Origin of the sequence: Kitasatospora sp. NPDC056273 (assembly GCF_042268845.1) — a bacterium.
Lineage (GTDB): Bacteria > Actinomycetota > Actinomycetes > Streptomycetales > Streptomycetaceae > Kitasatospora.
The window spans coordinates 71,335-91,668 of the sequence record NZ_JBHJSJ010000027.1; the positions used below are offsets into that span (position 1 = coordinate 71,335).

A 20,334-nucleotide genomic window follows, 5' to 3' on the forward strand; every position below is an offset into this window, starting at 1 on the left:
ACGTCGAGGAGGACCCACGATGGCCGATGAGAAGCAGCTGCTCGACGCTTTGAGGAAGCTGGCCGCCGAGCACTTCGAAACCCGTGAGCGGGTCAAGGAGCTGGAGTCCGGCGCCCGCGAGCCGATCGCGATCGTGGGCATGGGGTGCCGGTACCCGGGCGGGGCGGTCGGTCCCGAGGAGTTCTGGAACCTGGTGGCCGACGGCGTCGACGCGGTGGGCGGGTTCCCGTCCGACCGCGGCTGGGAGGCGTTCGACAACCAGGGCGGATACCGCCGGCAGGGCGGATTCGTCTACGACGTGGCCGACTTCGACGCGGGGTTCTTCGGGATCAGTCCGCGTGAGGCGCTGGCGATGGACCCGCAGCAGCGGCTGCTGCTGGAGACCTCGTGGGAGGCGATCGAGCGCGCGGGGATCGACCCGCGGTCGCTGCACGGCTCGGCGACCGGCGTCTTCGTCGGTGCGAGCCACGCCGGTTACGAGGCCAGCCTGCCCGTCGAGGACGCCAGCCTGGACGGCTACCGGCTGATCGGTACGGTGTCGTCCGTGGCGTCGGGCCGGATCTCGTACTGCCTGGGTCTGACCGGTCCGGCGGTGACGGTGGACACGGCGTGCTCGTCGTCGCTGGTGGCGATGCACCAGGCGATCCTGGCGCTGCGGTCGGGCGAGTGCTCGATGGCGCTGGCCGGCGGTGTCGCGGTGATGGTGTCGCCGGGTGCGTTCATGGAGTTCGGGCGTCAGGGCGGTATGGCGTCCAGTGGCCGGTCGAAGGCGTTCTCGGAGGAGGCCGACGGGATCGGCTGGGGCGAGGGTGCGGGCATGGTGCTGCTGGAGCGCCTGTCGGACGCCCGGCGCAACGGCCACCAGGTGCTGGCCGTGATCCGTGGCAGCGCGGCGAACCAGGACGGCGCGTCCAACGGTCTGGCGGCGCCCAACGGCCCCTCGCAGCGGCGGGTGATCCGCGCGGCGCTGGCCAACGCGCAGCTGTCGCCCTCCGACGTGGACGCGGTGGAGGCCCACGGAACGGGTACGACGCTCGGTGACCCGATCGAGGCCGGCGCGCTGCTGGCCACGTACGGCCAGGAGCGGTTCGAGGACCGGCCGTTGTGGCTGGGCTCGGTGAAGTCCAACATCGGGCACTCGCAGTGCGCCGCCGGTGTGGCGGGTGTGATCAAGATGGTGATGGCGCTGCGGCACGAGGTGCTGCCGAAGACGCTGTTCGCCGAGGAGCCATCCTCGCACGTGGACTGGACGTCCGGGAACGTGCGGTTGCTGAGCGAGTCGGTGGCGTGGCCGGCGGGTGAGCGGCCGCGTCGTGCGGGTGTGTCGGCGTTCGGTGTGAGCGGGACGAACGTCCACCTGATCGTGGAGGAGGCCCCGGCGGCCGTCGAGGCGGCGGCTGAGCCGGCGGGCCAGGAAAACCCGGTACTCACCGGAGCGGCGGGTGTGGCCTGGCCGGTCTCCGGTCGCAGCGTGGCGGCGCTGGCCGGTCAGGCGGGTCGGCTGCGTGAACACGTGGCGGAGCGGCCGGAGTTGTCGGTCCGCGATGTGGCGTGGTCGCTCGCGACGACGCGTGCGGCACTGGAGCACCGGGCCGTCGTGCTCGGCGCGGACCGGGATGAGCTGGCGGCGGGGCTGACGGCTGTCGCCACCGGGCAGCCGGCGGCGGGTGTGGTCACGGGGTCGGTGGCTGCTGCCGGGGTGGGGCGGACGGTGTTCGTCTTCCCCGGTCAGGGCAGCCAGTGGGTCGGGATGGGGCGCGAGCTGGCGGAGGCCTCGCCGGTGTTCGCGGCGCGGCTGGCCGAGTGTGCCGAGGCTCTCGCTCCGTACGTGGACTGGCAGTTGGACGACGTCCTGGCGGGGCGCCACGGTTTCGAGGCCGCTGACGTCGTGCAGCCGGCGCTGTGGGCCGTGATGGTGTCGCTCGCTGCGGTATGGCAGGCGGCTGGTGTCGCTCCGGACGCGGTGCTGGGTCACTCGCAGGGTGAGATCGCCGCTGCGGCCGTCGCGGGGATCCTGTCCCTCGATGACGCCGCCAAGGTGGTGGCTCTGCGGAGCAAGACCCTGAAGGTGCTGGCCGGTCGTGGCGGGATGCTGTCGATCGCGGAGCCGGTGGACGGTGTCCGCGCCCGGATCGCCCCGTACGGCACCCGCCTTTCCGTCGCGGCCGTGAACGGCCCGTCGGCGACGGTCGTCTCCGGTGACGCCGACGCGCTGCGTGAACTCGCCGAGGCATGCGGGGATTCGCCGCGCGCCCGGATGATCCCGGTGGACTACGCCTCGCACAGCGCCCACGTGGACGAGCTGCGCGAGGAGATCCTGACCGTCCTCGACGGGATCCGGCCTCGTGAGGCGCAGGTCCCGATGATCTCCGCGCTGACCGGTGCATGGCTCGCGGGCCCCGAACTGGACCCCGCCTACTGGTACGCGTCGCTCCGCGAGACGGTGGAGTTCGACCGTGCCGTGCGGATTCTCGGCGACGCGGGCCACGGCGTGTTCCTGGAGGTCTCGCCGCACCCGGTGCTGACCCCGGCGATCGCCGACAGCCTGGAGGACCGCTCCCCGGTCGTCGCAGGCACCCTGCGCCGCGACGAGGGCGGCGCGCAGCGCCTGCTGACCTCGCTCGCCGAGGCGTACACGGGAGGCGCCCCTGTCGACTGGGCGGCGGTGCTCGGCGGCGGCACGGCGGTCGAGCTGCCGACCTACGCGTTCCAGCGGCGCCGCTACTGGCCCGAGGCCCCAGCGGTCGAGCGTACGAAGCTGTCGGTGGACGACTGGCGCTACCGCATCACCTGGCAGCCGGCCGCCGCGAGCGGCCCGGCGGACCTGTCCGGCACCTGGCTGGTCGTCGGCGACGCCCCCGACGCGGCCACGATCGCCGAGGCGCTGACGGCGCGTGGCGCCGAGGCGGTGCGGACGACGCTCGCGGGCCTCGACGAGGCCATCGCAGGAGCGGGCGGGGACGTGCGCGGTGTGGTGTCGCTCCTGGCGCTCGACGAGTCGCCGGACGCCGAGTTCGCGTGGCTGTCCCGGGGCAGTGCCGACACCCTCGACCTGGTCCAGAGGTTGGGCCGGGCCGGGACCACCGCTCCGCTCTGGGTGCTGACCCGTGGCGCGGTGCAGGTCGCCGCCGACGAGGTGACGACCAGCCCGGTGCAGACCCAGGTCTGGGGTCTCGGCCGCACGGTCGGCCTGGAGCACGCGGACCGCTGGGGCGGCCTGCTCGACCTGCCGCCGGTGCTGGACGCCGATGCGGCCGCTCGTCTGGTCGGCGTCCTCGCGGACGGCAGTGAGGACCAGGTCGCGGTGCGGCCGTCGGGTGTCTTCCTGCGCCGGCTGGTACGGGCGGAGGCCCGGCGCGTCGAGTCGGAGGACTGGTCGCCGCGCGGCACCGTCCTGCTGACCGGCGGCACCGGCTCGATCGGCGTCTGCATCGGCCCCTGGCTTGCCGAGCACGGCGCGCCGAGGGTTGTTCTGACCTCCCGGTCCGGCCCGTCGGCGCACGGCGTGGCGGCGCTGGCCGCCGCCGTGGCGACCGGCGGTTCGGCCGTCGAGGTCGTCAGCTGCGACCTGACGGAGCGTGCGCAGGTCACGGCGATGGTGGCGTGGATCGAGGACACCGGCCCCGGCCTCTCCACCGTCCTGCACTCCGCCAACGCGCCGATCCTGGCCCGGGTGGAGGACACCAGCCGGGAGGAGCTGGCCGTCGCGGTCGGCGCGAAGGCGGCCGGCGCCGTCCACCTGGACGAGGCGACGGCGGACCTGGGCATCGACGAGTTCGTGATGTTCTCGTCGATCTCCGCCACGTGGGGCAGCAACGACCACGCCGCCTACGCGGCCGGGAACTCCTTCCTGGACGGCCTCGCCGAGGACCGTCGCGCCCGCGGCCTGCCCGGGACCTCGATCGCGTGGGGCGTGTGGAACACCCGCGACTGGGACGCCGTCGACGCGGCGATGGACCAGGCTCCCGGCCGCGTCACCCCGCACCGCCTGCTGCGGCAGGGCATGAACTTCCTCGACACCCAGCGGGCGCTGACCGCGCTCGGCGAGATCCTGGCCGACGACGAGACCTTCATCGCCCTCGCGGACGTCGAGTGGGAGAAGTTCGCGCCGGTCTTCACGGCCGCGCGGCCTCGCCCGCTGCTGGACACCATTCCGGAGGCCCAGGAGGACACGACGGTCCGTCGTGACGAGGACGGGCGCGGTGACTTCGAGCTCCAGCTGGCCGGCCTGTCGGCGGCCGAGCGGCGCCGGACGGTCACCGAACTGGTGCGGACGCACGCGGCCGCGGTGCTGGGCCACGAGTCGGTGGACGAGATCGTGGCGAGCCGGGCGTTCCGGGAGCTGGGCTTCGACTCGCTGACCGCCGTCGAGCTCCGCAACCGCCTGAACACCGCGTGCGGCCTGCGGCTGCCGTCCACGGTGATCTTCGACCACCCGAGCGCCTCGGCGCTGGCCGACGAGATCCTGGCCGCGCTCTTCGGCACGGACGCGGACGAGGGCCAGGCCGTGACGGCGGCGGTGGCGGTGGCGGTGTCGACCGACCCGATCGCGATCGTCGGCATGGCCTGCCGTTACCCGGGCGGTGTCCGGACGCCCGAGGAGCTGTGGGACCTCCTGGTCGCGGGCGGGGACGCGATCGGCGCGTTCCCGGCCGACCGCGGCTGGGACATCGAGGCGCTGTTCGACCCCGACCCCGACGCCGAGGGCTCGACCTACGTCGTGGAGGGCGGATTCCTCAGCGGGGCAGCGGAGTTCGACGCCGGGTTCTTCGGGATCAGCCCGCGCGAGGCGATGGCCATGGACCCGCAGCAGCGGCTGCTGCTGGAGACCTCCTGGGAGGCGGTCGAGCGGGCCGGTATCGACCCGAAGTCGCTGCACGGCTCCGCGACCGGCGTGTTCATCGGCGCGGCGTCGTCGGGCTACATCGCGACGGGTGCCACCGTCCCGGGCGCCGAGGCGCACCTGATCACCGGCAACGCGCTGAGCGTGCTCTCCGGCCGGGTGTCGTACACGCTGGGCCTGAACGGGCCCGCGGTGACCGTCGACACGGCATGCTCGTCGTCCCTGGTCGCGCTGCACCAGGCGGGCCAGGCCCTGCGGTCGGGCGAGTGCTCGATGGCGCTGGCGGGCGGTGTGACGGTGATCGCCGACCCGGCCGAGTTCGTCGGCTTCTCACGCCTGCGGGCGCTCGCCTCCGACGGCCGCTGCAAGGCCTTCGGCGAGGGCGCCGACGGCATGGGCATCGGCGAGGGCGCGGGCATGCTCGTGCTGGAGCGCCTCTCGGACGCCCGCCGCAACGGGCACCGGGTGCTCGGCGTGCTCCGGGGGAGCGCCGTCAACCAGGACGGCGCCTCCAACGGCCTGTCCGCCCCCAACGGCCCGGCCCAACGGCGGGTCATCCGGGCGGCGTTGGCGAGTGCGCAGCTGTCGGCCGCGGATGTCGACGTGGTCGAGGCGCACGGGACGGGCACGGAGCTGGGTGACCCGATCGAGGCGGGTGCGCTGCTGGCGACGTACGGCCAGGAGCGGTTCGAGGACCGGCCGTTGTGGCTGGGGTCGGTGAAGTCGAACATCGGGCACGCCCAGCAGGCCGCCGGTGTGGCCGGTGTGATCAAGATGGTGCTGGCGTTGCGGGCCGGGGTGCTGCCGAAGACCCTGCACGCCGATGAGCCGTCCTCGCACGTCGATTGGGAGACGGGCAACGTCCGGCTGCTCCAGGACGCGGTGCAGTGGTCGGCGGGCGAGCGGCCGCGTCGGGCGGGTGTGTCCGCCTTCGGGATCAGCGGCACCAACGTCCACCTGATCGTGGAGGAGGCCCCGGCGGCCGTCGAGGCGGCGGTTGAGCCGGCGGGCCAGGAGAACCCGGTACTCACCGGGGCGGCGGGTGTGGCCTGGCCGGTCTCCGGTCGTGGCGCGACCGCGCTGGCGGGCCAGGCGGGTCGGCTGCGCGAGTACGTGCTGGCGCGGCCGGAGCTGCCGGTGGGTGACGTCGCGTGGTCGCTGGCCACGACGCGTTCGGTGTTCGAGCAGCGTGCGGTCGTGCTGGGCGGCGAGCGGGGCGAGCTTGCGGCGGGTCTCGCGGCGGTGGCCACGGGGCAGCCGGCGGCGGGTGTGGTGACCGGGTCGGTGGCGGCCGCTGGTGTGGGGCGGACGGTGTTCGTCTTCCCCGGCCAGGGGAGCCAGTGGGTCGGCATGGGTCGCGAGTTGGCCGCTTCGTCGCCGGTGTTCGCGGCGCGGCTGGCTGAGTGTGCTGCGGCTCTGGCGCCTTATGTGGAGTGGCAGTTGGACGATGTGCTGGCGGGCCGGCACGGCTTTGAGGCTGCTGATGTGGTGCAGCCGGCGTTGTGGGCGGTGATGGTGTCGCTGGCTGCGGTGTGGGAGGCGGCGGGTGTCGCTCCCGATGCGGTGGTGGGTCACTCGCAGGGTGAGATCGCTGCCGCTGCGGTCGCCGGGATCCTGTCGCTGGAGGACGCGGCGAAGGTCGTCGTTCTGCGGAGCAAGACTCTGAAGGCGCTGGCGGGTCGTGGTGGGATGCTGTCGATCGCGGAGCCGGTGGAGGGTGTCCGGGCGCGGATCGCTCCGTACGGCTCTCGCCTGTCGGTCGCGGCGGTGAACGGCCCGTCGGCGACGGTCGTCTCCGGTGACGCCGACGCGCTGCGTGAACTGGCGGACTCCTGTGGGGATTCGCCGCGTGCTCGGATGATCCCGGTCGACTACGCGTCCCACAGTGCCCACGTGGACGATCTGCGCGAGGAGATCCTCGCTGTTCTTCAGGGCATCGCGCCGACCGAGGCTCGTATCCCGATGGTGTCGGCGCTGACCGGCGCGTGGCTGTCGGGCCCCGAGCTGGACCCGGCGTACTGGTACGCGTCCCTGCGCGAGACCGTCGAGTTCGACCGTGCCGTGCGGATCCTCGCCGACGCGGGCTACGGTGTGTTCCTGGAGGTGTCGCCGCACCCGGTGCTGACGCCGGCGATCGGCGACGCTCTGGAGGAGCGCTCCCCGGTCGTGGTCGGCACCCTGCGCCGCGACGAGGGCGGCGCGCAGCGCCTGTTGACCTCGCTCGCCGAGGCCTATGTCCAGGGCGCCCCCGTCGACTGGGCGGCGGTGACGGCCGGCGGTACGACCGTCGCGCTGCCGACCTACGCGTTCCAGCACCGCCACTACTGGCCCGCCTTGGACGGCCGCCGTTCCGAAGCGGGCGAGGCCACCGGTGCGGAGGCGGGCTTCTGGACCGCCGTGGAGAGTGGTGATGTCACCGCGCTCGCCGATCTGCTCGGGGTGGACCCGGCGGATGCCGCGCTGGGTGCGCTGACCGATTGGCGGCGCCGTGAGCGGGCCGGCTCGGCGGTTGCCGATTGGCGGTACCGGGTGTCGTGGGCGCCGGTGAGCGAGTCCAACGGGGTCCTGGCCGGGACGTGGCTGCTGGTGGGGGAGTCCCCGGATGCCGCTGCCGTCGCGGAGTCGCTGGAGCACCACGGGGCAACCGTGGTCCGCTCGGCTCCGGACGGCGTCGCCGCTGCGGTGGCCGCGTGCTCCGATCTGCGGGGTGTGGTGTCGCTGCTGGCGCTGGACGAGTCGCAGGAGGAGGCGGGTCCGTGGGTGTCGCGTGGTGGCGCTGACACGCTCGCGCTGGTTCAGGAGCTTGGCCGTCTCGGTGTGTCCGCCCCGCTGTGGGTGGTCACGCAGGGCGCGGTGCGGGCGGTCGCGGGTGATGCGGTGCGGCCGGTCCAGGCGCAGCTGTGGGGTCTGGGCGCTGTCGCGGCACTGGAGTTGGCGGGCCGCTGGGGCGGCCTGATCGACCTGCCGACAACGGTGGACGCGCGTACGGGTGCGCGGCTGGCGTCCGTCCTGGTCGGGGATGAGGACCAGGTCGCGGTGCGTGCGGGCGGGGTGGTGGCGCGGCGGTTGGTGCGCGCAGGCCGTCCGGCCGTCCGCGAGGCGTGGTCGCCGCGTGGCTCGGTCCTGGTGACGGGCGGTACGAGCGGCGTGGGTGCGATCACCGCCCAGTGGGTGGCGGATCGTGGCGCGGCGCAGGTCGTGCTGACGTCCCGTTCGGGCCCGGGTGCCGCCGGTGTGGCGGAGCTGGCGGCCTCGGTCGCGGCTCGCGGTGCGGCAGTCGAGGTGGTGTCGTGTGACATCGCCGACCGCGCCTCCGTGGCGGAGATACTGGACCGTATCGACGCGACGGGTCCGGCGCTGTCGTCGGTGGTTCACTCGGCCGGAACGGGCGGGCGGACACCGGTGGAGCAGCTGTCGGTGGCCGAGCTGTCGCGGCTGCTGTCGGCGAAGGTCGGCGGCGCCACGGTGCTGGACGAGTTGACGGCGGGTCGGGATCTCGACGCGTTCGTGCTGTTCTCGTCGGGCGCGGGCGTGTGGGGCAGCGGCGCTCTGGCTGGCTATGCGGCGGCGAACGCGCACCTGGACGCGTTGGTGGAGGATCGTCGTTCCCGTGGTCTGGTGGCTTCTTCGGTCGCGTGGGGCCTGTGGGTCGGCGTCGGCATGGCGGCCGGCTCGGGGGGCGACCGGTTGCGCGAGTTCGGTATGGAGGGCATCGACGGGCGTCGGGGCATGCTGGCGTTGGGCCAGGTCCTGGACGCGGGCGAGGGTGCGATGGTGGTGGCCGGCTTCGACTGGCCGCAGTTCGTGCCGACCTACACCCTGCACCGGCCGAGCCGTCTGCTGGCGGATCTGCCCGAGGTTCGGGAGGTGCTGGCCGCCGAGGCCGGCACCACCACGACCGAGGAAGTCAGCGAGTGGGCGGGCCGGTTGGCCGGAATGCCGGTCGCTGAGCAGCGCCAGGTCCTGACCGACCTGGTCCGGGGCCACGCGGCCGCGGTCCTCGGCTACGAGTCGGCGGACGACGTGCTGCCGCAACGCGCGTTCAAGGAGCTGGGCTTCGACTCCGTCGGAGCCGTCGAGCTGCGGAACCGCCTCTCCAAGGAGGTCGGTGTCAAGCTGGCCTCCACGATGGTCTTCGACCACCCGAACGCCACCGCCCTCGCGGACTACCTGCGGGGCGAACTCGTCGGCACCGGCGGCCAGACGGCCCAGGCCGACGGCGCGGTCCAGGTCGTGGCCGCGGCGATCGGCGAGCCGATCGCGATCGTCGGCATGGGCTGCCGGTACCCGGGCGGTGTGACGGGGCCCGACCAGTTCTGGGACCTGCTCGTCGCGGGGACCGACACGATCAGCGAATTCCCGACCGACCGAGGCTGGGAGGCCGTCGAGGAGGGCTTCGGCCAGCGGCAGGCGTACCGCCGACAGGGCGGATTCATCTACGACGTGGCCGACTTCGACGCGGGGTTCTTCGGGATCAGCCCGCGTGAGGCGCTGGCGATGGACCCGCAGCAGCGGCTGCTGCTGGAGACGTCCTGGGAGGCGATCGAGCGCGCGGGGATCGACCCGAAGTCGCTGCACGGCTCGGCGACCGGCGTCTTCGTCGGTGCGAGCCACGCCGGTTACGACGCGAGCCTGCCGGCCGACGACCGGAGCCTGGACGGCTACCGGCTGATCGGCACGGTGTCCGCCGTGGCCTCGGGCCGGATCTCGTACTGCCTGGGCCTGACCGGCCCCGCCATCACGGTGGACACGGCCTGCTCGTCCTCCCTGGTGGCGATGCACCAGGCGATGCTCGCCCTGCGGTCGGGCGAGTGCTCGATGGCGCTGGCCGGCGGTGTCGCGGTGATGGTCTCGCCCGGCGCGTTCATGGAGTTCGCCCAGCAGGGCGGCATGGCCTCCAGCGGCCGGTCGAAGGCGTTCTCGGACGAGGCCGACGGCATCGGCTGGGGCGAGGGTGCGGGCATGGTGCTGCTGGAGCGCCTGTCGGACGCCCGGCGCAACGGCCACCAGGTGCTGGCGGTGATCCGCGGGAGCGCGGCGAACCAGGACGGCGCGTCCAACGGTCTGGCGGCGCCCAACGGCCCCTCGCAGCGGCGGGTGATCCGCGCGGCGCTGGCCAACGCCCAGCTGTCGCCCTCCGACGTCGACGCGGTGGAGGCCCACGGCACCGGCACCTCGCTCGGTGACCCGATCGAGGCGGGCGCACTGCTGGCGACGTACGGCCAGGAGCGTTACGAGGACCGGCCGTTGTGGCTGGGCTCGGTGAAGTCCAACATCGGCCACACCCAGTGCGCCGCCGGCGTCACCGGCGTGATCAAGATGGTGATGGCGCTGCGAAACGGCATGCTGCCGAAGACCCTGCACGCGGACCAGCCGTCGACCCACGTGGACTGGGAGACGGGCAACGTCCGTCTGCTCCAGGACGCGGTGCGGTGGCCGGCGGGCGAGCGGCCGCGCCGTGCGGGGGTGTCGGCCTTCGGTGTGAGCGGCACCAACGTCCACCTCATCCTGGAGGAGGCGCCCGACGCCGAAGCCGAGGAGCTGGAAGCCGAGGTGCTTCCGGTGCTCGCCGGTGGGACGTCGGCCTGGCCGGTCTCCGGCCAGAGCGCTGCGGCGCTCGCGGGTCAGGCGGGTCGGCTGCGTGAACACGTGCTGGCGCGGCCGGAGTTGCCGGTCGGCGACGTCGCGTGGTCGCTCGCGACGACGCGTGCGGCGCTGGAGCACCGGGCCGTCGTGCTCGGCGGCGAGCGGGGCGAGCTCGCTGAGCGTCTCGCGGCGGTGGCGACGAAGCAGCCCGCGTCCGGTGTGGTGACCGGTTCGGTGGCTCCTGGCGGGGTGGGGCGGACGGTGTTCGTCTTCCCCGGCCAGGGGAGCCAGTGGGTCGGGATGGGGCGCGAGTTGGCCGAGTCGTCGCCGGTCTTCGCGGCCAAGCTGGCGGAGTGCGCCGAGGCTCTCGCGCCGTACTTGGATTGGCAGTTGGACGATGTGCTGGCTGGCCTTCACGGCTTTGAGGCCGCTGATGTGGTGCAGCCGGCGCTGTGGGCGGTGATGGTGTCGCTGGCTGCTGTGTGGGAGGCGGCGGGTGTTGCTCCGGACGCGGTGGTTGGTCACTCGCAGGGTGAGATCGCGGCGGCCGCCGTCGCGGGGATCCTGTCCCTCGATGACGCCGCCAAGGTGGTGGCTCTGCGGAGCAAGACCCTGAAGGCCCTTGCTGGTCGTGGCGGGATGCTGTCGATCGCCGAGCCCGTGGACGGCGTGCGCGCGCGGATCGCTCCGTACGGCTCCCGCCTGTCGGTCGCGGCGGTGAACGGCCCGTCGGCGACGGTCGTCTCCGGTGACGCGGACGCGCTGCGCGAACTCGCCGACTCCTGCGGGGAGTCCCCGCGCGCCCGGATGATCCCGGTCGACTATGCGTCGCACAGCGCGCACGTGGACGAGCTGCGCGAGGAGATCCTCTCGGTTCTCCAGGGCATCACGCCGAGTGAGGCCCGGATCCCCATGGTGTCCGCGCTGTCCGGCGCCTGGCTCTCGGGCCCGGAGCTGGACCCCGACTACTGGTACGCGTCCCTGCGCGAGACCGTGGAGTTCGACCGCGCCGTGCGGATCCTCGGCGACGCGGGCCACGGTGTGTTCCTGGAGGTCTCGCCGCACCCGGTGCTGACGTCGGCGATCGGCGACAGCCTGGAGGACCGCTCTCCGGTGGTCGCAGGCACCCTGCGGCGCGACGAGGGCGGCGCTCAGCGCCTGCTGACCTCGCTCGCCGAGGCCTATGTCCAGGGCGCCCCCGTCGACTGGGCGGCGGTGCTCGGCGACGGGACGACCGTCGCGCTGCCGACCTACGCCTTTCAGCGGCGCCGCTACTGGCCCGAGGCCCCGGCGGTGGAGCGTACGAAGCTGTCGGTGGACGACTGGCGCTACCGCATCACCTGGCAGCCGTCCGCCATCAGCGGCTCGGCGGTCCTGTCTGGGCCCTGGCTGCTGGTCGGGGACGCGCCGGACGCCGGTGCGGTGGCCGACGGGCTGGCGGGTCGTGGCGCCGAGGTCGTGCGGACGACGCTGGCGGGCCTCGACGCGGCCATCGCCGGTGCCGGTGCGGATATCCAGGGCGTGGTGTCCCTCCTGGCCCTGGACGAGACGCCGGACGCCGAGTTCGGGTGGGTCCCGCGCGGCAGCGCCGACACCCTCGACCTGGTGCAGAAGCTGGGCCGGGCCGGGATCGCCGCTCCCCTCTGGGTGCTGACCCGCGGCGCGGTGCAGGTGGCCGCCGGCGAGGTGACGACCAGTCCGATCCAGACGCAGGTCTGGGGTCTGGGCCGGGCCGTGGGCCTGGAGCACGCGGACCGCTGGGGCGGTCTGGTCGACCTGCCGCCGGTGGTGGACGTCGAGGCGGCCGCCCGGCTGGCCGGCGTGCTCGCCCACGGCCGGGAGGACCAGGTCGCGGTGCGGCCGTCGGGTGTGTTCCTGCGCCGCCTGGTGCGCGCCGAGGAGCACCGGCCCAAGGCCGGGGCCTGGAGCCCGAAGGGGACGGTCCTGCTGACCGGCGGTACGGGCTCGATCGGTGTCTGTGTCGGCCCGTGGCTTGCCGAGCACGGCACGCCGAGGGTCGTTCTGACCTCCCGTTCGGGTCCGGCGGCGCCCGGGGTGGCGGCGCTGGCCGCCACCGTCGCGGCTGCGGGCACCGCCGTCGAGGTCGTGTCGTGCGACCTGACGGAGCGTGCGCAGGTCACGGCCATGGTCGCGTGGATCGAGGACTCCGGCCCCGGCCTGTCCACCGTCCTGCACTCGGCGAACACGCCGTACCTGGCCCGACTCGAGGACACCAGCCGGGAGGGTCTGGCGGCGGCACTGGGCGCGAAGGCGGCCGGCGCCGTCCACCTGGACGAGGCGACGGCGCACCTGGGCATCGACGAGTTCGTGATGTTCTCGTCGATCTCGGCGACCTGGGGCAGCAACGACCACGGCGCCTACGCGGCGGGCAACTCCTTCCTGGACGGCCTCGCCGAGGACCGTCGCGGCCGGGGCCTGCCCGGGACGTCGATCGCCTGGGGTGTCTGGAACACCCGCGACTGGAACGCGGTCGACGCGGCGATGGACCAGGCGCCCGGCCGGGTGACCCCGCACCGGCTGCTGCGGCAGGGCATGAACTTCCTGGACACCGACCGGGCGTTGACGGCGCTCGGCGAGATCCTGGCCGACGACGAGACGTTCATCGCCCTGGCGGACGTCGAGTGGGAGAAGTTCGCGCCGGTCTTCACGGCCGCCCGCCCGCGCCCGCTGCTGGACACCATTCCGGAGGCGCAGGAGGACACCTCCTCCGGCCGTCCGGAGGACGACCAGCGCAACGAGTTCGCCGCCCGGCTGGCGGGCCTGTCGGCCGCCGAGCGGCGCCGGACCGTCGTGGAGCTGGTGCGGACGCACGCCGCCGCGGTCCTCGGCCACGACTCGGCGGACGAGATCATGGCGAGCCGGGCGTTCCGCGAGCTGGGCTTCGACTCGCTGACCGCCGTCGAGCTCCGCAACCGGCTGAACAGCGCGTGCGGGGTGCGGGTGCCGTCGACGCTGGTCTTCGACCACCCGACCCCGGAGGCGGTGGCGGACTTCCTGATCACCGAGCTGACCGGGAGGGAACTGGTCGGCCACACGGCCGTGCTGGACGAGTTCGAGCGGCTGGCCGCCGGGCTCACCCCGTCGGACGACGAGACCCGCGCGGAGATCGTCGCCCGCCTGGAGGCGCTGACCCAGCGTTTCCGCGCCGTCCGCGAGACCGGGGCGGACGGGACGGGCGAGGCCGACGAGCGCGCTCTGCAGGAGGCCACCGCCGACGAGCTGTTCGCCCTCCTGGAGGACGAGCTCGACGACCCGGACTTCGACTGACCATGCCGGGACCGTCGGCGCCAACTCCTCCCGAACGAGGTCGAATGTGAGCGACAGCACCATGCAGAACGAAGAGAAACTGCTCGATTTCCTCAAGCAGACCACCGCCAAGCTCCGCACCACGCGGGCCCGGCTGCGCGAGGCGACCGAGCGGGAGCGGGAGCCGATCGCGATCGTCGGGATGGCCTGCCGCTACCCGGGCGGCGTGCGCACCCCCGAGGACCTGTGGGACCTCCTGGTGGCGGGCGGGGACGCGGTCGGCGGGTTCCCCACCGACCGGGGCTGGGACCTCGGCGCGCTCTTCGACGCCGCCCCGGGCGCGGACGGCACGAGCAGCACCGTCCAGGCCGGGTTCGTCTCCGGGGCCGCGGACTTCGACGGCGGGTTCTTCGGGATCAGTCCGCGCGAGGCCCTGGCGATGGACCCGCAGCAGCGGCTGCTGCTGGAGACGGCCTGGGAGGCGGTCGAGCGGGCCGGGATCGACCCGGCGAGCCTGCGCGAGTCGGCCACCGGCGTGTTCGCGGGCGCCGCGCCCTCCGGGTACGCGACCGCCGGCGGCGACCTCTCGGGCTCGGAGGCGCACCTGATCACCGGTACGGCGATGAGCGTGCTGTCCGGCCGGGTGTCGTACACGCTGGGCCTGACGGGGCCGGCGGTGTCGGTGGACACCGCCTGCTCCTCCTCGCTGGTCGCGCTGCACCTCGCCGTGCAGTCGCTGCGGGCGGGGGAGTGCACGCTGGCGCTGGCCGGCGGGGTGACCGTGATCGTCAGCCCGGGCGAGTTCGTGGGCTTCTCGCAGCAGAACGCCCTTGCCCGGGACGGCCGTTGCAAGGCCTTCGGGGCGGGCGCGGACGGCATGGGCCTCGCCGAGGGTGCGGGTGTGGTGGTGCTGGAGCGGCTGTCGGACGCCCGGCGCAACGGGCACCGGGTGCTGGCCGTGGTCCGGGGGAGCGCCGTCAACCAGGACGGCGCCTCCAACGGCCTGTCCGCGCCCAACGGCCCCGCTCAGCAGCGGGTGATCCGCGCGGCGCTGGCCAACGCCCGGCTGGCGACGGGGGACGTGGACGTCGTCGAGGCGCACGGCACCGGCACCACGCTGGGCGACCCGATCGAGGCGCAGGCGGTGCTGGCGACGTACGGGCAGGGGCATCCGGCCGAACGGCCGCTCTGGCTGGGGTCGGTGAAGTCGAACATCGGGCACGCCCAGCAGGCGGCCGGCATCGCCGGTGTGATCAAGATGGTGCTGGCGCTGCGGCACGAGGAGCTGCCGGCGACGCTGCACGCGGCGGAGCCGACCCCGCACGTCGACTGGTCGGCGGGGCACGTGAGCCTGCTCCAGGAGCGCGTGGCGTGGCCGGCGGGCGAACAGCCGCGTCGGGCGGGCGTCTCGGCGTTCGGGATCAGCGGCACCAACGCGCACGTGATCCTGGAGGAGGCGCCCGCCGGAGGGCCGGCCGCGCCGGAGCCGGACGGGACGCCGGAGCCGGCCGCGGTGTCGGCGCCCGCCGCGCCGCCGGTGCTGGTCGCGGAGCCCGCCGTGCTCCCGGTCACCGTCTCCGGACGGTCCGAGGAGGCCTTGGCGGACCAGGCGCGGCGGCTGCGGGACCACCTCCTGGCCCGACCCGAGCTGCCGCTGCCGGAGGTGGCCCGGTCGCTCGCCACCACGCGGACGGCGTTCAAGCGGCGCGCGGTGGTGCTGGGCACCGACCGTGCCGAGCTGGCGGCGAAACTGGAGGCCGTGGCCGCGGACCGGCCCGGGGCCGGGGTGCTGATGGGCGAGGTGCCGTCGGCCGGGGTGGGGCGGACGGTGTTCGTCTTCCCGGGGCAGGGCAGTCAGTGGGTCGGTATGGGGCGTGAGCTGGCGGAGGTTTCGCCGGTGTTCGCGGCGCGGCTGGCCGAGTGTGCCGAGGCTCTGGCGCCGTATGTGGACTGGCAGTTGGACGAGGTGCTGGCCGGTCGGCACGGTTTCGAGGCCGCCGATGTGGTGCAGCCGGCGCTGTGGGCGGTGATGGTCTCGCTGGCGGCGGTGTGGGAGGCGGCCGGTGTCGTTCCCGACGCCGTGGTGGGCCACTCCCAGGGTGAGATCGCGGCGGCGGCGGTGGCCGGGATCCTCTCGCTGGAGGACGCGGCGAAGGTGGTCGCTCTGCGCAGCCGGACCCTGAAGGCGCTGGCGGGTCGTGGCGGGATGCTGTCGATCGCCGAGCCGGTGGCGGGTGTGCGGGCGCGGATCGCTCCGTACGGTTCCCGCCTTTCCGTCGCGGCGGTGAACGGTCCGTCGGCGACGGTGGTTTCCGGTGACGCCGACGCGCTGCGTGAACTGGCGGACTCCTGCGGGGATTCGCCGCGTGCCCGGATGATTCCGGTCGACTACGCCTCGCACAGCGCGCACGTGGACGAGCTGCGCGAGGAGATCCTCGCGGCCCTCCAGGGCATCGCCCCCCGCGAGGCGCGGATTCCGATGGTCTCCTCCAGCACCGGCGCCACGGTCTCCGGGCCGGAACTGGTGCCGGACTACTGGTACGCCAGCCTGCGCGAGACCGTCGAGTTCGACCGGGCCGTGCACACCCTCGCCGGAACCGGCCACGGCGCCTTCGTCGAGGTGTCCCCGCACCCGGTGCTGGCCCCGGCCATCGCGGACAGCCTGGAGTCGTACGGCCCGGTCGTGGCCGACACCCTGCGCCGCGACGACGGCGGCGCCGGGCGCCTCCTGCTCTCGCTGGCCCAGGCGTACGTCCGCGGCCTGCCCGTGGACTGGACCGCCCTGCTGCCCGCCGGGACCGGGAGCGGCACCGTCGACCTGCCGACCTACGCCTTCCAGTACCGCCGCTACTGGCCGGTGTTCCCGGAGCCGGCGGCCCGGGACGCGGTGGCCGGCTGGCGGTACCGCGTCGAGTGGCAGCCCCTCGACGGGCCGTCGGGTGCGGCACCGGCGGGCTCGGCGCTGTCGGGCTCGGCACCGGCGGCCTCGGTGCCGTCCGGCACGTGGCTCGTGGTCGCCGGCCCGGCCGGGGCCGGGACGGCCGCCGAGGTGGCCGGCGCGCTGCGGGCCGGCGGCGTCGAGGTCCGGGTGCTGGAGACCGGCGCCGCCGATCGCGGGACCCTCGGCGATGTCCTGCGCGGCGTCGGCGAGTTCGCCGGTGTGGTGTCCCTGCTGGCGCTGGACGAGACGCCGCTGCCCGGTCGGCCCCGGGTGCCCGCCGGTCTGGCGGCCTCCAGCGCGCTGCTGCAGGCGCTGCTCGACGCGGGGTCGGTGGTGCCGCTGTGGGTGCTGACCCGTGGCGCGGTGGCGGCGCTGCCGGGCGAGGTGCCCAGTCTGGCGCAGGCCCAGGTGTGGGCGTGGGGGCAGACGGCGGGGCTGGAGCAGGCCAAGCAGTGGGGCGGCCTGGTCGACCTCCCGGCCGGGTCGGACGCGTCGGCCGGGTCCGACGCCTCGGTCGGGGACCGCCTGGCCGGGCTGCTCGCCGCGGGACCGGAGGGCGAGGACCAGGTCGCGTTGCGCGGCACGGGGGCGTTCGCGCGCCGCCTGGTGCGCGCCCCGCGCCCGGAAGCTGGAGCCGCCGAGCCGTGGCGGACCGCCGGGACGGCGCTGGTCACCGGCGGTACCGGCCTGATCGGCGGCCGGACGGCGCGGCTGCTGGCCGAGCGCGGCACCCCGCGCGTGGTGCTGGCCGGCCGCTCCGGCCCGGCCGCGCCCGGGGTGCCCGAGCTGGCGGCCGGACTGGCGGCCCTCGGCAGCGCCGTCGAGGTGGTCGCCTGTGACGTCGCCGAGCGGCCCGCGGTCGGCGCGCTGCTGGACCGCGTCGCCGCCACCGGCCCCGCGCTGTCGGCGGTGGTGCACTCGGCGGGCACCGGCCACGGGGCGCCGGTCGCCGCGCTGACCGACGCCGGGCTGCAGGAGGTCTCCGAGGTGAAGGTCGGCGGCGCCCTGCACCTGCACGAGCTGTCGGTCGAGCGCGGACTGGAGCTGGACGCCTTCGTGCTGTTCTCCTCCGGCGCCGCCACCTGGGGCAGCGGGCTGCTGGCCGGGTACGGCGCCGCCAACGCGGCGCTGGACGCCCTGGCCGAGCGGCGGCGCGCGGCCGGACTGGCGGCCACCTCGGTGGCCTGGGGCCTGTGGGGCGGCGGCGGCATGGGCGCGGGGGAGGCGGGTGAGCAGCTGAGCGCCTACGGGCTGCGGACGATGGCTCCCGAGCGCGGCATCGAGGGCCTCGCCCAGGCGCTGGACGACGACGAGACGCTGCTCGTCGTCGCCGACGTCGACTGGGCGCGGTTCGTGCCGCTGTACACGCTGCACCGGCCGAGTCCGCTGCTGTCCGCGCTTCCCGACGCCCTCCGGGTCCTGGAGCAGGGGGACGAGGACGGGGACGGGTTCGCGGGCGACGACGGCGCCGGTGCGCGGCGGTCGTCCGCCGCCGTCCGGCTGTCCGCCCGGCTCGGCGGGGCGCGGTCGGCGCGGGAGCGGGAGGCGGTCCTGCTGGAGCTGGTCCGGGAGCACGCCGCCGCCGCGCTCGGCCACCCGGACGCGGCGGCCGTCGACCCGGACGCCACGTTCCTGGAGCAGGGGTTCACCTCGCTGAGCGCGCTGGAGCTGCGCAAGCGACTCGCCGGGGCCACCGGTCTGCGGCTGAGCGGTCCGCTGGTCTTCGACCACCCCACCCCCGCCCTGACGGCCGCGTACCTGCGGGAGCGGCTCGCCGACGGACCGGTGCGCCAGGACGGCGGACCGGAGCGGGCCGCGCCCCGCTTCGCGCTGGCCGCCGCGCCGGAATCCACGGACGGCGTGGGGCAGGCCGGAGCCGCCGGGACACCGGCCGCCGAGACGCTGGCCGCCCTGTACCTGCGGGCGAACAGCCTCGGCCAGGGGGCCGACGCCGTACGGATGGTCGCCGGGCTGGCCCGGTTCCGGCCCCGCTTCGCCGGTGCGGACGAGCTGGCGGGCGTCCCGCCCCTGGTCCCGCTCACCCGCCGGTCCGCGGACACGGTCGGGCCGACGCTCGTCTGCCTGCCGTCGTTCGGCGCGGGCGACGCCCAGGAGTTCGTCCGGGTGGTGCAGGGCCTGTGCCGCCCCCGGCACGTCCTCTCCGCGGTGATCCCCGGCTACACGGCGGGGGAGCCGCTGGCCGCCGACCCGGACGCGCTGCTCGACCTGTGCGTCCGGACGGTGCTCGCCGCCCCGGAGACCGCCCCGGAGGCCGGCCCGTTCGTCCTCGTCGGCTACTCCTCCGGCGGGCTGGTCGCGCAGGCCCTCGCCGCCCGCCTCGCCGAACTGGGCCGGGGCCCCGCCGCGCTGGTGCTGCTGGACAGCTTCGCCCCGCAGTCGGCCGGTGCCCCCGACGAGATCATCGGCACCCTGCCGGCCGCCGTGCTCCTGGGCAACCCCGGGGGCGTCGACGCGGGCGGCATCGGCGGGGACGACTGGCTGACCGCGCTCGCCCACTACTACGTCCAGGACTGGCGCGGCCACGTCCCGTACACCGCGGACCTGCCGACCCTGCTGCTCCGCCACGGCGGCGAGCCGGGCGGCCCCGAGGGCGGGGACGGCGCCGTCCGCCTCCCGTGGGACCTCTCCGGCGACCTCACCCCGGTGACCGTTCCGGGCGACCACTTCACCATGATCGGCGCCCACGCCGGGACCACCGCGCGGGCCGTCGACTCCTGGCTCGACGAGCACTTCACCACCACCCGGGAGGGACACGATGACTGACCGTCACGAACAGCACCGCCTCGCCGTCATCGGCGGCGGCGTCATGGGCACCAACATCGCCGCCCTCGCCCTCGGCCACGGCGTGGACGTCACCCTCGTCGACGTCGACGAGCCGACCCTGGCCACGGCCCGGACGGCGATCCGCCGCAAGCTGAAGCACGCCCAGCTGCTGGAGGCCCTCCCCGCGGGCCGCGCCCACGGCACGCTGGCCACCACCACCGCGCCGGCCGACATCGCCGACGCGACCGCCGTCGTCGAGGCCGTCGTGGAGGTCGCCGAGGTCAAGCGCGAGGTGCTGACCGAGGTCTCCGGGCTGGTCGCCCCCGGCACCCTGCTGATCTCCAACACCTCGTGCATCCCCATCGACGAGATGGCGGGCTGGGTGGCGCGCGGCGACGAACTCGTCGGCGTGCACTTCATGAACCCCGCCTACCTGATCACCATGGTCGAGGTGATCCGCGGCCGGGCCACCGGCGACGCCACGATGACCGCCGTCACCTCGCTGCTGACCGCGCTCGGCCGTACGGCGCTGGTGGTCAACGACGCACCGGGCTTCGTCGTCAACCGGCTGCTGCACCCGCTGATCAACCGGGCGGCGATGCTCGTCCAGGAGGGCGTCGCCTCCGCCGAGACGGTGGACGGGCTGCTGGAAGGCTGCCTCGGCCACACCACCGGACCGCTGCGCACCGCCGACCTGATCGGCATCGACAACCTCGTCGACTCCCTGCGGGTCCTGCACGAGCGCACCGGCGACCCCGAGTGCGACCCCTGCGAGCTGATGCTCCGGAAGGTCCGCGACGGGCACCACGGCCGCAAGTCCGGCCGGGGCTTCTACACGTACGGCTGAGCACCGGCCCTCCCCGAAACGGCCGGCCCCGAACGGCCAGCACCGAACAACGAAAGGTACGGACAC

Annotated in this window: 2 protein-coding genes and 1 pseudogene; all 3 read left to right on the plus strand. The window is 74.6% G+C overall.

Annotation, left to right across the window (positions count from 1 at the left end; all coding sequences use genetic code 11):
* Positions 1 to 19 precede the first annotated feature (19 nt).
* Positions 20 to 13,717 (plus strand): annotated as a pseudogene (locus tag ACFCY1_RS23590) (type I polyketide synthase); the annotation flags it as partial.
* Positions 13,718 to 13,763: 46 nt separating this feature from the next.
* Entirely contained in the window at positions 13,764 to 19,421 is a 5,658-nt protein-coding gene (locus ACFCY1_RS23595) for an SDR family NAD(P)-dependent oxidoreductase (protein WP_375875960.1), read from the plus strand.
* On the plus strand, positions 19,414 to 20,268 hold the full coding sequence (locus ACFCY1_RS23600; RefSeq protein WP_049658117.1) for a 3-hydroxyacyl-CoA dehydrogenase family protein: 855 nt from the start codon (positions 19,414 to 19,416) through the stop codon (positions 20,266 to 20,268). The genes ACFCY1_RS23595 and ACFCY1_RS23600 overlap by 8 nt, the downstream gene beginning before the upstream one ends.
* Positions 20,269 to 20,334 lie beyond the last annotated feature (66 nt).